At 29.7% G+C, this 14,541-nt stretch carries 12 protein-coding genes; all 12 read right to left on the bottom strand.

Annotation, left to right across the window (positions count from 1 at the left end; genetic code table 11):
* Positions 1–60: 60 nt before the first annotated feature.
* Positions 61–1,182, bottom strand: coding sequence for a signal recognition particle-docking protein FtsY (gene ftsY, locus E6771_RS08385; RefSeq protein ID WP_316090820.1), 1,122 nt, complete (start codon positions 1,180–1,182; stop codon positions 61–63).
* 176 nt (positions 1,183–1,358) lie between these two features.
* On the bottom strand, positions 1,359–2,753 hold the full coding sequence (locus E6771_RS08380; protein ID WP_316090819.1) for an NAD(P)/FAD-dependent oxidoreductase: 1,395 nt from the start codon (positions 2,751–2,753) through the stop codon (positions 1,359–1,361).
* Between the two features lie 28 nt (positions 2,754–2,781).
* On the bottom strand, positions 2,782–3,261 hold the full coding sequence (locus tag E6771_RS08375) for a hypothetical protein (protein ID WP_316090818.1): 480 nt from the start codon (positions 3,259–3,261) through the stop codon (positions 2,782–2,784).
* A 9-nt stretch (positions 3,262–3,270) separates the two neighbouring features.
* Complete coding sequence (yqeH, locus tag E6771_RS08370; protein ID WP_316090817.1) at positions 3,271–4,383, bottom strand: ribosome biogenesis GTPase YqeH; 1,113 nt, start codon at positions 4,381–4,383, stop codon at positions 3,271–3,273.
* A gap of 12 nt (positions 4,384–4,395) precedes the next feature.
* Positions 4,396–4,929, bottom strand: a complete 534-nt coding sequence (gene hslV, locus E6771_RS08365; RefSeq protein ID WP_316090816.1) for an ATP-dependent protease subunit HslV — start codon at positions 4,927–4,929, stop codon at positions 4,396–4,398.
* 14 nt (positions 4,930–4,943) lie between these two features.
* On the bottom strand, positions 4,944–5,828 hold the full coding sequence (locus tag E6771_RS08360; RefSeq protein WP_316090815.1) for a tyrosine-type recombinase/integrase: 885 nt from the start codon (positions 5,826–5,828) through the stop codon (positions 4,944–4,946).
* 60 nt (positions 5,829–5,888) lie between these two features.
* Positions 5,889–7,202 (bottom strand): methylenetetrahydrofolate--tRNA-(uracil(54)-C(5))-methyltransferase (FADH(2)-oxidizing) TrmFO, encoded by a 1,314-nt coding sequence (trmFO, locus tag E6771_RS08355; RefSeq protein ID WP_316090814.1) that lies wholly within the window; start codon positions 7,200–7,202, stop codon positions 5,889–5,891.
* 60 nt (positions 7,203–7,262) lie between these two features.
* Positions 7,263–9,518, bottom strand: coding sequence for a type I DNA topoisomerase (gene topA, locus E6771_RS08350; RefSeq protein ID WP_316090813.1), 2,256 nt, complete (start codon positions 9,516–9,518; stop codon positions 7,263–7,265).
* 94 nt (positions 9,519–9,612) lie between these two features.
* Entirely contained in the window at positions 9,613–10,671 is a 1,059-nt protein-coding gene (dprA, locus tag E6771_RS08345; protein ID WP_316090812.1) for a DNA-processing protein DprA, read from the bottom strand.
* Between the two features lie 11 nt (positions 10,672–10,682).
* Complete coding sequence (locus tag E6771_RS08340; protein WP_316090811.1) at positions 10,683–11,333, bottom strand: tetratricopeptide repeat protein; 651 nt, start codon at positions 11,331–11,333, stop codon at positions 10,683–10,685.
* Positions 11,314–12,534 carry an exodeoxyribonuclease VII large subunit gene (gene xseA / locus E6771_RS08335; protein WP_316090810.1) on the bottom strand — a complete coding sequence of 407 codons (1,221 nt, stop codon included), beginning with the start codon at positions 12,532–12,534 and terminating at the stop codon, positions 11,314–11,316. The genes E6771_RS08340 and xseA overlap by 20 nt, the downstream gene beginning before the upstream one ends.
* A gap of 14 nt (positions 12,535–12,548) precedes the next feature.
* Positions 12,549–14,531: an excinuclease ABC subunit UvrB gene (uvrB, locus tag E6771_RS08330; protein WP_316090809.1), complete on the bottom strand. Its 1,983-nt coding sequence runs from the start codon at positions 14,529–14,531 to the stop codon at positions 12,549–12,551.
* Positions 14,532–14,541 lie beyond the last annotated feature (10 nt).

The raw sequence follows: 14,541 nt of genomic DNA, 5'->3' as shown, positions 1-14,541 counted from the left end.
CAAATTTTAACTATAATTACAATTATTTTTGAAAAATATATACAAAATAAAGGTATAATATTAGTCAAATATAGCTTGTATATATTCCCTTGCATCAAACTTCCTTAAATCTTCAATTTTTTCGCCTACTCCTATAAACTTAATTGGTTTTTTAATTTCTTCAGATATACTGAACACAATCCCCCCTTTAGCAGTTCCATCTAATTTAGTTATGATGAAACCAGTTAAATCAGTTACTTCATTGAAAACTTTTGCCTGTGAAAGTCCATTCTGACCAGTGGTACCATCTATTACCAGAATAGATTCATAATGCTGAACACCTAATTTTTTCTTAATGATATTATGAATTTTTTCTAATTCTTTCATTAAGTTATTTTTATTATGAAGCCTTCCAGCAGTATCTATGATAGCTACATCTGCTCCTCTTGATTCAGCAGCAGTAAGTGTATCAAAGACAACAGCTCCAGGATCAGAACCTTGAGTACTTTTTACTATTTCAGCACCAGATCTTTTTGCCCATTCTTCTAATTGTTCAATTGCAGCAGCTCTAAATGTATCTCCAGCACCTAAAATAACTTTTTTACCATCCTTTGTAAATTTAGAAGCTAGCTTACCAATTGTAGTAGTTTTTCCTACACCATTTACACCAACTACAAGAATAACATTAAGCTTGCCATCTTCTATAACTATATCATTTCCTTCTTTAATAAGGAATCCTTCCATAACTTCTTTTAAAACAGGATAAATATCTTTAGGATCTTTTATACCTCTTCTTTTTACTTCTTTTTCTAATGCACCCACTATTTTTACAGTCATATCCATACCAATATCAGATTGAATGAGAATATTTTCCAATTCCTCATACATTTCAAAGTCTATTACACTTCTTCCTAAAATAAAAGATTTTAACTTTCCAAATAATCCTTCTCTAGATTTAAAAAGTTTGTCTTTAAGTGAAGTAAAAAATCCTTTGCCTTCTTCTTTTTTTATTTCTGAAACAGAATCAGAGGCAACTTCTTCTTTTTCTTCAAGAAGAGGATCTGATATTTCATCCTTTGCTTCAGTCTCCATTTTTTCTTTATTATCTTCAAGAATTTCAGAAACTTCAACACCAGCAACAGTAATATTGCTTTTCTCTTCTTCATTCTTATCTTTTTTAAAAAGTTTGTTGAAAAACCTCATTTAACATGTCCTCCTAAAAATAACTTCTTTTCATTAATTTTACCATACTTTATATAGTTTTTCAATTTAAAAGAGTGAAAATGAATCCTAATGTGAGCATTTTTCTTTCTTTGTACAATAAAAAATAACACTGACTATAAAAAATTTAATTTCATAGAACAGTGTTATTTTTTATTTTATAATTTAATTAATATATCTCTTACAGCTAGTATTCCCATTACTGCAGCTATATTTAGTCCACTTCCATAACCAGAACTATCTCCAGCAGCATAAAGACCTTTAATACTAGTTTCCATATCTTTGTTTATTTCTATTCTGGTACTTCTAAATTTTATTTCTGGAAAATAAAGCAGAAGATCCCCAGAAGCAAATCCAGGAGTAATTTTGTCCAGCACTTCAATAAATTCCATTATATTGTCTAAAAGTCTTTGAGGGCATGCTAGAGCTATATCACCAGCTACATAATCTTCAGTAGTAGGAATTATATTTAATCTTGAAAGTTTTTCATCAGTTGATCTTCTTCCCGCCTTCAGATCTATGTAAGATTGAACTAAAAGTTTACCACCAGTAAGCATGGATGACATTTTAGCTATTGCAGTTGCATATTCAAAGGGTTGATTAAATGGTTCAGTAAATTTTTTAGTACATAATAGAGCAAGATTTGTATTAGAAGATTTTCTATCTTTATAAGCATGACCATTTGCAAGAACAAAATCATCTTCATATTTTTCAGCAGCAATAAATCCACTTGGATTGCTGCAGAAAGTTCTCATTTTATCTCTATAGTTTCTAGAATAATAGATCATTTTTGCTTCATAAAAGTTTTCATTGATTTCTTTCATAATAATATCAGGTATTTCAGCTCTTACTCCAATATCAATAGCACCATTTTCATATTTTATATTATGTTCTTTACATAAGTCCATCATTTTTTGGGCACCACTTCTTCCCATTCCAATGACTACATGATCAGAATAATATTCCTCTTTTTTACCTTTATGAGTAACAGCTACCCCTTTAATTTTTCCATCTTCGATGAGAAGACTTTCTATTTCCCTTTCAGTAGCAAACTCTATACCTTTTTCAATTAAATAGTCTATAAGTTCAGTATATAGTTTTCTGGAACCATCAGTTCCAAGATGCATAGTAGGTGTATCAACAAGCTGAATTCCATTTTCAATACATCCTCTTTTTATTTTTTCCATAACAGAATTATAACTTATTCCTGCTGGCTTCTCGTTAAATCCAAATTTTTTATATATATTTACCACATATTGAATTGTATCATTAACTATTTTTTTTCCTGTTACATTATGTACATCTCCACCAACTCTATAATCCATATTAAATTTTGAATCAGAAAAAGCTCCAGCACCACTTACTCCATAAATTATTGAACAAGTAGGACAATTTACACATTTTCCAAGAGTTTCTTTTGGGCATATTCTTTGTTTGAGCATTTTACCCTTATCAATAATAAGAATCTTTGCTCCATCTTTTTTTTCGACAGCTTCATAAGCACCAAATACCCCAGCTTGTCCACCACCTAAAAAGATAATGTCATATTTCACTATTTTAACCTCCAGCACAATTCTTTATTTAATGTTCACACCAATTCATGTTTTGTGAAAAAACATTGAATGGCAGGTTGGCATGGATTTCTCCAGTATGTCCTGAATAATCATAATTCCAACCACCTATATTTGTTCCATTCCTAAAATCATCTGTATTATAAATTTCATTACTGCTGTTTACTCTTTCATTTTCTGGAGTTTTAGGAATGCTGTTTCTCCCATATATTTCTGCAAAAGAAATAATTTCTCCAGCAGGAGTTTTAAAATCTAAAAGTTTAAGATTATCCTTTACTCCTTCCTTAGTCAAATCAGGGTAATCTTTAGTTAAAGTATAATATTTTTCAAGGGCTATTCTAAGTTCTCTCAAATTTTTTAGAGTAGCTTCTGCTCTTCTTGCTTCCTTCAAATCGTTAATATTATATATACCTATTAATATTATAACTGCTATTCCTAATATAACAGTGCCAGTTCCTAACATTACTTTCCAATCAATATTTTTTTTCATTGCTGTTCCCTATCTTTTTGGTTTAATAAAAGCATCTCTTACAATCATTTCAGCTTCTTTAGGAAGAATAACTTCAATTTCCAATGGACCTCTTTTTACAGATATCCATCCTAATCCTTTAAATACTAATTCCTCTCCAGCCAACACCTTTATTTTTTTCTTTATCATTTCCAATTTTTTATACTGAGGTCTGCAATTATCACATGGTGGATAAAGGAGATCTTTTCTGTCAGAAGATAAAAGTTCTTTTAATTTTTCTGTATTTGTCTCATGGAAAGTTACGTCTTTTGCGGCATAAAGAGAGAAAATAGGCATAGTGTTATCTTCATTTAAGACCTTAAACCATAATAGTTCTCCAATTAAAAGAGCTCTGCCTTTTTTTACTTTAAAAGTCTTTCTAGATATTTCACCTGAAGGAACCATTTTTAAGTTACATTCTTCACATACTAAATCAGAAATACGTCCTTCTGGAATAAGTCCAGGAGTATCAACTAGCACAATATTTGTATGAGGAATTTGATTTTTTACACTTTTAAGTGTTGTACCTGGATATTTAGAAACAGTTACTTTTTTAGCTCCTAAGAGTCTGTTAACAATACTTGATTTTCCTACATTAGTAACACCAAGAACTATTGCTTCTACTCCATCAGGGAAAAAATGTTTTATTTTTTTAAATATACCATTTATTCCATAACCATTTTTACTGCTTACAATTGCAATATCAAGAGGAGCTATTCCTTCTTCTGCCAGTCTACTTTTTACCCAGTCTGACACTTCAGAAGGATGTTTATCATCAGGAATAAGATCTAATTTATTAATAACTACAATAGAATCCATTTCCCTAAGGACATCAAGTATTTCATCATCAAAAGAACCTTCAAAATCTATTATATCAAATACTGCTATAGCTAATTTTGAGTACTGCATTGCTTCTTGCACTTCTTTTCTATAGTCATCTTTATTTAATCTTACAGGCATATATTTACCATAATTTTTTATTTTAAAGCATCTTTGACAATAATGTTCACCATTTTCTTGAAATTTCCCTTCAGGTAAATATCCATTTTTATTAGCATCTTCGCTTTGTAATTCGATTCCACATCCAATACACTTTTTACCCATATATATCTCTCCTTAACTTAATACATCATAAACTATATTTAAATTTGTATAAATACACATTTCACCAGCTATTCCCATAGCTTCAATTGCTATCTCTTCAGCAGACATTTCTTTATTATTCCTTATAAGGGCTCTGGCAGCAGCATAAGCATAATTTCCTCCACTGCCAATGGCTGCTATATCTTCATCAGGTTCTATTACATCTCCATTACCTGAAAGAATTAAGATAGTATTTTTATCAGCTACAATAAGCATGGCATCTAAAACTCTTAAAGCTTTATCTGTTCTCCAGTCTTTTGCAAGTTCAACAGAAGCTTTTTTTAAGTTACCTCCAAATTCATCTAACTTGTTTTCAAATTTATCCATCAATGCAAAAGCATCAGCAGCAGCTCCAGCAAATCCAGCTAAAACTTCATAATTACCTATTTTACGTATTTTTTTTGCATTACCTTTGAAGACTACTTCTCCAAAAGTAACCTGTCCATCCCCAGCAACAGCAACTTTTCCATCTTTTTTTACTGCTATAATTGTAGTAGCTCTTATCATAATAGTTCACTCCTCTAACTTTGATTTATAAAGTCAAGTGGTATTTTATATAAAATTTCTTGATATATTTTTGTACTCTCTATTGTAACATGTCCCATAAGTTCTTGCAAAAAATTAAGGCTCATTCCTTTAGCTAAAAGATGCACAGCAAAAGTATGCCTAAAAGTATAAGGGCTTATTTCTCTTGTAATTCCAGCTTTTGCAGCATATCTATCAACAATTCTCCTTAATGACCTGTCACTTAATCTACTTCCAGAACCATTCACAAAAAGAATGCTGGAGTTGTACTTATCATTGTATTTTTCTTTTTTAGATTCAACATATCTTTTGAAATATTCTCTAGTTCTTTGACTAAAAAAAACAGTTCTATTTGTTTTTCCATTTGAAACTAAAAGGGTTCTGCTATCAAGATCAAAAACTTGTTCTCCAATACCAAGCATTTCAGTAGAAGTTATCCCGCTTGAATAAAGTAATTCAAATATTAATCTGTCTCTTAATCCATTGGTATTACTTATATCAATTGTATCTCTAAGTTTATTTATTTCTTCTAAAGTTAATATATCTGGTTTTTCTGCTTCAAATGAAGGAGAGTTAATTATTTCAATAGGATTGTTTTTAATAAGATTGTTTTTTATTAAATATTTAAAAAAAGATCTTAAAGATGAAAGTTTTCTGTTAATGGATCTTTTCCCCACTTCATTTTTTTGAAGTTCTATAATAAATCCTCTAAGCATAACAGGAGTTATTTTTGAGGCATCTTCAGTTTTTTCTATATTTTTTAAATATTCACTAAGCTGGGAAAGATCTTTTTTCAACGATTTAATAGTATTAAGGCTTTTATTTTCTCCAAATTCAGCAAAATACAAAAAATCTTTTATATTTTTTTCTATATTTTCCATCTTTCCTCCCTGTAGATCTGATATCTTCTTAAATATTATAACTCATATTAAGAAATATTTCTATGCAAGTTCATTTATTTTATTTTCTAAGTATTCTAAAGCTATTTTTGAAATCATATTATATCTTTCTTTTTTATCTTTTATTCTCATTCCATCAAGAGATTTTATAATTCCGAAATTAGGTCCCATAGGCTGAAAATTTTTCTTTTCTTCAGTAATATATTTTATTATTGCTCCAATAGCACTTCTATCATCTAAGACAAAGGGAGATTTTTCTAATAATTTATGAGCTATATTAATAGCAGCAATAGCTCCAGTAGATATGGAAGAAACATAACCTTCACTTCCTGTTATCTGGCCAGCAAAATAGATATTGTCATGTGTTTTTAATTTTAATGTTTCATCTAATAATTTTGATGAGTCTATGAATGTATTTCTGTGCATGACACCATATCTAACGAACTCAGCATTTTCAAGTCCAGGAATCATTGAAAAAACTCTTTTTTGTTCTCCCCATTTTAAATTAGTTTGGAATCCCACTATATTATATAGTTTTCCATCTTTGTCATCCTGCCTAAGCTGTACAACAGCATAATCCATTTTATCAGTTTTGGGATTAATAAGTCCTTTAGGTTTTAAAGGTCCAAATACAAGAGTTCTTTCTCCAGTCATGGCTATTCTTTCAACAGGCATACATGCTTCAAAAAGTTTTTCTTCTTCAAAAACTTTTAAAGGAGCTCTTTCAGCTGTTATTAAAGCATTATAAAAAGCATAATATTCGTCTTTATTCATTGGACAGTTTATGTACTCCCCTTCTCCTTTTCCATAACGAGACTGACGATAAGCTTTTTCCATATTAATAGATTCTAAAGTTATAATGGGAGCAGCAGCATCATAAAAATAAAGATGCTCACTATGAGTAAGTTCAGCTATTTTTTTAGATAATACTTCAGATGTAAGAGGACCAGAAGCAATAAGTATTATTCTATCTTCAGGTATTTCAGTAAATTCTTCATCAACCACTTCTATATTTTTCATATTTTTTAAATATTCAGTAATTTCTAGTGAAAAACCATCTCTGTCTACAGCAAGAGCCTGTCCAGCAGGAACTCTATTTTTATCAGCTATTTTTATAAGAAGAGAATCAAGTTTTCTTAGTTCTTCTTTCATAAGACCAGAAGCATTGGCAAGATTATCTCCACCTAAAGAATTACTGCAGACAAGCTCAGCAAAATACTCTTTTTTATGTGCCTCTGTCATTTTTTTTGATTTCATTTCATAAAGTTTTACTTTTATTCCCCTTTTAGCAAGTTGATACGCAGCTTCGCAACCAGCTAATCCAGCTCCTACTATTATAACTTCTTTATTGTTCATTGCTTCTCCTCTAAAATTTATTTCCAAACTCAAAGAGCTCACCCCTAAGGGTGAGTTCTTCTATTTTTTATTTTCTATTTTTTTTATATTTTTACATTCTGGGTATCCTGTACAAGCAAGAAATTTTCCCCATCTGCCTCTGTTAATTTTAAATGGTTTTCCACATTTTTCACATTTACCAGCTGCTTTCAATATCTTTTCTTCTTCATCAGTAATCTTTTTTAATTCAGCTTTAAGCTGGACTACTCCATCTTTTTCTGTTATTTGGTTATTAGCCAGCATTTTTCTGATTTCAGGAGGAAGAGGAGTTCTTATATTGTCTTCAGCAAACTTTTCACTTTCCAGATAACTTCCAAATCTACCAAATTTTAAAAGATACATAGTGTTATTATCTGTGTATACATCAGTAGGTCTTCCTTTTTTTGCTTTTACTATTTCTTCTACTTTCTCTTTTACAAATATTTTACCATTTTTTATATCTTCAGCAGGTATTTCCACACCTTTAAGAGATATTTTTTCTTTACAGTCATCAGATTCACTAGGACATGCAAGATATCTTCCAAATCTACCTGTCTTTAGAATCATGTTGCCTTTTCCACAAGAACATGGAACATCAGATTCAATTATTCTTGACATTTCTTCTTCCACTGTGATTTTAAATTTATCTATATAATGTTTAAGCTCTTTATAGAATACTGAAAGAAGATTTATCCAATCTTTTTCTCCTTCAGCAACATCATCAAGCTTATTTTCAAGTTCAGCAGTAAATTTAACATTCATTATATTAGGGAAATTTTCATCAAGTTTATCTTTTATTTCATAGCCTAATGCAGTAGGACTGAAACTTTTCCCTTCAACTACAACATATTCTCTTTTTTTCAAAGTTTCTATAATAGTAGCATATGTAGAAGGTCTTCCAATTCCTTCAGCTTCTAACTTTTTAACTAAAGAAGATTCAGTAAATCTTGAAGGAGGCTTAGTAAAGTCTTCTTTGATAAGAAGCTTTTCTAATTTAAGAATATCGCCTTCTTTTATAGCAGGAAATTCTCCAAGAGGAAGATCTTCCTCTTCTTTAAATATTTTATAATATCCATCAAATATTATTTTATTAATAGTTCCTCTAAAGTCGAACTTTTCATAATTGCATATTATTTCAAACTGCTCATATTTCATAGGAGCAAGTTGTGATATAAGAAATCTATCCCAGATTAGTTTATATAGTTTATGCTGGTCTTTATCTAAAGTACTTTTCAGATTATCAGGAGTTAAGAGAATATCAGTAGGCCTGATAGCTTCATGGGCATCTTGTATTTTCTGTTTATTTTTAACAGTTTTTTGTATTCCAAGATATTCTTTTCCAAAATTTTCAAGAATATATTTTTTTGCCATTTCTACAGCGTCTTCAGATATTCTTGTAGAGTCAGTCCTCATATATGTTATAAGTCCTTTATGATTTCCATCTATATCAATACCTTCATATAAACTTTGAGCTACTCTCATAGTTTTAGAAGCTGAAAAACCTAAATAAGACGAAGCTAACTGCTGAAGAGTACTAGTTTTTAAAGGTAATGGAGAATTTTTACTTTTTTTCGAAACTTTGGCTTCAATTACAGTAAAATCTTTTTTTTCTATTTTTTTTATTTCTTTAACAATTTTTTCATCAGTAAGTTTATCAAATTTTTTATTATCTACTCTATATAAAGAAAGTTTTAATTTATTTAAAAACTCTCCTTTTATTTCCCAGAATTTAACTGGAATGAATTTTTTTATTTCATCTTCCAAATCACAAATAAGCTTTAGAGCTACAGATTGAACTCTTCCAGCAGAAGTGTTTGAAGAGATACTTTTCCAAAGTAAAGAACTTATACCATATCCCACTAATCTATCAAGTATTCTTCTGGCTTGCTGGGCATTTACCTTATCCATATCAATTTTTCTAGCATGTGATATAGAATCTTTAATAGCTGTTTCAGTTATTTCATTAAATTCTATTCTGTTGTTATCTTTTTCGTCAAGTTTTAAAGCATGAGCTATGTGCCATGCAATAGCTTCTCCTTCTCTATCTGGATCGGAAGCAAGATATATTTTATCAGATTTTTTTGCAAGATCTTTTAAATTTTTTATTACATCTCCTTTTCCTTTTATAGTAGAATAAGAAGGTTGGAAATTATTTTCCACATCTACACCAAGTTTACTTTTAGGAAGGTCTCTGACATGCCCAAAAGAAGCAACTACATGGAAATTTTTTCCTAAGATTTTTTCTATTGTTTTAGCCTTAGCTGGGGATTCAACTATAACTAAATTCTTTTTAACCAAATTTTTCACCCCTATCTGAACTCAAATTTTTGTTTACTATATTTCCGTTTCATTTTACTAAAAAATAATAAAAAAAGCAACAAACAATTATATTTTAGTTTTTTCTTCTATATTTTCCACCTGGAATACTTACTATAGCACTCTTTATTTCAAGGTCCATAAGTATAGATAAAATCTCACTTGCTTTAAATGAAGTATCTAAAATAAGTTCATCTAAATTTTTTTCTTTTTCAAGCAGAGAAAATATTTTTTCTTCATAAGAAGTAAGATTTAAATTATTATTTTTATTATTTTTTACTTCCCATCCATATTCTGTAATTATATCTTTTACATCTGTTGTAAGCTTTGCCTGACTGTTTTTTATAAGATTATTACATCCTTCAGATGAAGGGGAAAAAATATCTCCTGGAACAGCAAATACTTCTCTTCCTTCTTCCAAAGCTAATTCAGCAGTGATTAAACTGCCACCTTTTTTTTGACTTTCTATTACAAGAATTCCTCTGGATAAACCAACTATTATTCTATTTCTCATAGGAAAATTATACCCAATAGGCTCTGTTCCTAAAGGATATTCACTGATTATTAATCCATATTTCTCTATATTTTCCCAAAGGATTCTGTTTTCTTTTGGATAAATAATATCAAGACCACTGCCAACTACTGCAATAGTTTTGCCAGATTTATCCAAAGTTTTTTTATGACATATACTGTCTATTCCAAGAGCTAGTCCACTTACAGTAGTTATTTCATTATTTACAAGTTCTTCAGTCATTTTTTCGCAGGTTATTTTTCCATAGACAGTAGCTTTTCTTGTACCTACTACTCCTATTCTTTTATTCTTAAGAAGAGAAATATCTCCTTTATAGTATAAGAAAACAGGAGGCTGACTTATATTTTTTAGTTCTTCTGGATAGTTGTTATTTTTTAAACTTAATACTTTCACTTTGTTTTTCTTTAGGTTTTCTATTTCTTTATCAAGAGATAGAGTTTTAGAGTTAATAATTTTTTTATATTCTGTATCATCTATATTGAAGTATTTTTTTAGTTGAAATTCATCTAATTTAAATATATCCAAGTATTCCTTAAAAGCTGACATTAAATTACGGATAACACTGTCTTTGACACCTGCTGTCCTTAATTTATACCATTCCAATAGGATCACCTCTATTTTATTTTTGCATAAACTTTTACCAAAAGTTCTCTTATTGTTTTAGAACTAGGGTATAAACTTCTTCCTTTTTCAAGAATATTTCTTGCTTCTGTATATCTTTCAGTTGCCATATAGATATCTCCCATACCAGCATATACATACTCATTCTGTTTATAATTTAAATATTGTTTAAAATCGCTTAGAGCATTGTCATAGTTTTGAAGATTTTTATTAGCTATTCCCCTACCAAGATAAGCCTCATAAAATGAAGAATCTATACTTAGAGTATCATTATATAATGAAATGGCTTCTTCATTTCTGCCAAGGAATCTTGCTGTAGTAGCTGCTCCAAAAACATTTCTTATATCAGTTTTATCCATAGAAAATATTTTTCTTGCACGATCATACTGATTCATTCTGAAATATTGATTTCCTAATTGAAAGATTACTTCAGTATTTCCATTTACAGATTCTATATAATTTTTTAGTTCTGCTTCAAATTGATTATTTAGTCTTTTCAATCTTCCTCTGCTTCTTTCAGCATTCATTTGAGTGTCTATATTTCTCAGAGCTTCGTTTCTATATTCATATATAGGTGTAATTTCCTCTGAAAAAGCTAAAGATGCAGATAAGAGTATAAATATACTAATAAGTATCTTTTTCATTTTTTATCTCCTTTACTATTCCTTTTATCAAACCATCATCTATTTTAATATCAATTTCATCATTTACTGATAAATCACTGATTTTTCTTATTGAAATTCCATTTTTAGTGACAACACTATATCCTCTTTTTAAAGTTTCAAGTGGATTTAAATTAACTATTTTATTTACTCTGTTGTTTAAATTATTTTGAAGATTTTGTACATGGCGTTCAAAGGCTTTTTTCAAAAGAATTTCTTTTTCAATTATCTCTTGATTTTTTTCTTCAATATTTCTACTGAAATTTTTTATGTAGTAATTATTCTCTCTTTTTTCCAATTCTCTTTTTAAAATTTCTATATAATTTTTCATAAGAGATTTCAAATATCTGCTTCTGTCTTCTATAGATTCTAAAGTTTTTATTCGTTCAGGAACAGATAACTCTACAGCTTGAGTAGGGGTAGCTGCTCTTGCATCTGCTGTGAGATCACTGAGAAGATAATCTATTTCATGCCCTACAGCAGATATGATAGGTTTTTCAGAATCATAAAAAGCAAGTGCCACTTCTTTTTCATTAAAAGACCAGAGGTCTTCTATGCTTCCTCCACCTCTCCCAGCTATTATTAAATCAATATCTTTTATTTGGTTTAAAGTTTTAATTCCTTTTATGATTTCTTCTTTTGCTCCTATTCCTTGTACTTTGGCAGGATATACATAAATATTTATTGTATCATCTCTTTTTTTGATAGTTTTTATTATATCTTGTATGGCTGCTCCAGTATAGGCAGTAACCACTCCAATGTTTTTAGGAAATTTAGGGAGAGGTTTTTTATGAGAAAGATCAAAGTAACCTTGATCAGCCATCTCTTTTTTTAATTTTTCAAGTTTAGCAAAAAGCTCTCCTAATTCGTTTTTTTTCTCAATATGTCTTACAAGTATTTGAAAATCTCCTCTATTTTCATAGAAACCAACATCTCCAAATATTTTTACAGAATCACCATCTTTCAAATCTTCTGCAATTCTTTTGAATTTATATTTAAAAGCAGCACATTTAACTTGAGCTTCCTTATCCTTCAGATTAAAATATAGATGTCCACTTTTGTAATAAGTTACACCTGACATTTCTCCTTCAAGGAAAAATTCTCTTAAATCACTGTTTTCTTCTAAATAGTTTTTTACTTTTTTATTAAATTCGCTTACACTATAAGTTCTTTCTTCAAACATTAAAAACTCCTTGGTTAAAAATCTAGTAACAGTTTTTTAAGTTTAGTCATTTCATCTCTTTTTATAATAGCATTTTCAAAATCTAATTCTTTAGAAAGTTTCGCTATTTGTTTTTGAAGTTTTATTATTTCTTTTTCAATGTCTTTTCTAGATGTAAATGTTTTTTTAGATTTATCTTCAGTTTCATTGATATCTAATCCATAATCAAGATTGATTAAGTCTTCACTGATTTCTTTAACAATAGTTTTAGGATCTATATTATTGAATACATTATATTCATTTTGTATTTTTCTTCTTCTATTAGTTTCATCAATAGCCTGTTTCATAGAATCAGTCATTATATCTCCATAGAGTATAACACGCCCTTCTATATTTCTGGCAGCCCTACCTATTGTTTGTACCAAAGATCTTCTGCTTCTTAAAAAACCTTCTTTATCAGCCTCTAATATGGCAACTAAAGAAACTTCAGGGATATCCAATCCTTCTCTTAACAAGTTAATCCCAACTAGAGCATCAAATTCACCCTTTCTCAATCCTTTAATTATATCTATTCTTTCTAATGTATCTATGTCAGAATGCATATATTTTACTCTCACACCAAATCCAAGATAATATTCAGTAAGTTCTTCAGCCATTTTTTTAGTAAGAGTGGTAACCAAAACTCTTTCTTTTCTGTCAGCTCTTATTCTTATTTCTTCCAGTAAATCATCCACTTGGTTTTTGGTAGGCCTTACCTCTATTACAGGATCGAGTATTCCAGTAGGTCTTATAAGCTGCTCTGCAATATGTCCATGTGAGGCTTCTATTTCAAAATCTCCAGGAGTAGCTGATACAAATACTGACTGATCAGATATTTTTCTAAACTCTTCAAACTTTAAAGGTCTGTTGTCAAGGGCAGCTTTTAATCTGAATCCATTTTCAACAAGAGCTGTTTTTCTCGCTCTGTCACCATTATACATTCCCCTTATTTGTGGAATAGATATATGAGATTCATCTATAAATATAAGGAAGTCTTTTGGGAAATATTCAAGCAGGGTATCAGGAGTTTCTCCTTCTTTTTTTCCAGAAAGATATCTTGAATAATTTTCTATACCTTTGCAGTATCCAATTTCTCTTATCATTTCCATATCATATTCAGTTCTTTGTTTTAATCTTTGAGCTTCAAGGAGTTTTCCTCTTTTTTCAAAGGCTTCTACCTCTATTTTCAGATCTTTTTGTATTTCAGCAAGAATTCTTTCATTATCACCATCTGCTGTAAGATATTGAGTTGCAGGATAAATAACTATTCTTTCTAGATTTTTTCTTATTTTTTGTCCAGTAAGAGTATTTATTTCAGATATTTCTTCCAAATCATCTCCCCAGTATTCAAGCCTATATCCAGTTTCCATATATGATGGGTATATATCTATAACATCACCTTTTATTCTAAATTTTCCTCTTTCAAAAGCTATGTCATTTCTTTCATATCTTATACTTATAAGTCTTTCAATAAGCTCTTTTCTATCTATTCCAGTCTGCCTATCTATTGGGATAGTCATTTTTCTATATGTTTCAGCAGACCCCAATCCATATATGGCAGAAACAGAAGCTACTATTATTACATCTCTTCTGTTCATAAGAGCAGCAGTCGCAGCATGTCTTAATTTTTCTATTTCATCATTAATGGATGAGTCTTTTTCTATATAGGTATCAGTAGTTACTATGTAAGCTTCTGGCTGGTAATAATCATAATATGATACGAAATATTCTACAGCATTATCAGGAAAAAAACTTTTATATTCTGAATAAAGCTGAGCTGCCAATGTTTTATTAGGAGCAAGTATCAAAGCTGGTCTTTGTGTTTTTTCAATGATATTGGCTACAGTAAAAGTTTTTCCTGAACCAGTAACTCCAAGAAGTACCTGATCTTTTACTCCATTATTTATATTATCAGTTATTTTTTTTATTGCCTCTGGCTGATCTCCAGTAGGGCTGTATTTTGAATGTATTTTGAACATATCATACCTA

Source organism: Fusobacterium sp. (assembly GCF_032477075.1).
Taxonomy (GTDB): Bacteria; Fusobacteriota; Fusobacteriia; order Fusobacteriales; family Fusobacteriaceae; genus Fusobacterium_A.
This window is presented reverse-complemented; position numbering and strand designations above follow the sequence as displayed.

Coding starts and splice junctions, on each gene's coding strand:
- uvrB (WP_316090809.1), bottom strand. CDS start 14,531: ATGTTCAAAATACATTCAAAATACAGCCCTACTGGAGATCAGCCAGAG.
- E6771_RS08375 (WP_316090818.1), bottom strand. CDS start 3,261: ATGAAAAAAAATATTGATTGGAAAGTAATGTTAGGAACTGGCACTGTT.
- trmFO (WP_316090814.1), bottom strand. CDS start 7,202: ATGAACAATAAAGAAGTTATAATAGTAGGAGCTGGATTAGCTGGTTGC.
- xseA (WP_316090810.1), bottom strand. CDS start 12,534: ATGTTTGAAGAAAGAACTTATAGTGTAAGCGAATTTAATAAAAAAGTA.
- hslV (WP_316090816.1), bottom strand. CDS start 4,929: ATGATAAGAGCTACTACAATTATAGCAGTAAAAAAAGATGGAAAAGTT.
- E6771_RS08360 (WP_316090815.1), bottom strand. CDS start 5,828: ATGGAAAATATAGAAAAAAATATAAAAGATTTTTTGTATTTTGCTGAA.
- ftsY (WP_316090820.1), bottom strand. CDS start 1,182: ATGAGGTTTTTCAACAAACTTTTTAAAAAAGATAAGAATGAAGAAGAG.
- yqeH (WP_316090817.1), bottom strand. CDS start 4,383: ATGGGTAAAAAGTGTATTGGATGTGGAATCGAATTACAAAGCGAAGAT.
- E6771_RS08340 (WP_316090811.1), bottom strand. CDS start 11,333: ATGAAAAAGATACTTATTAGTATATTTATACTCTTATCTGCATCTTTA.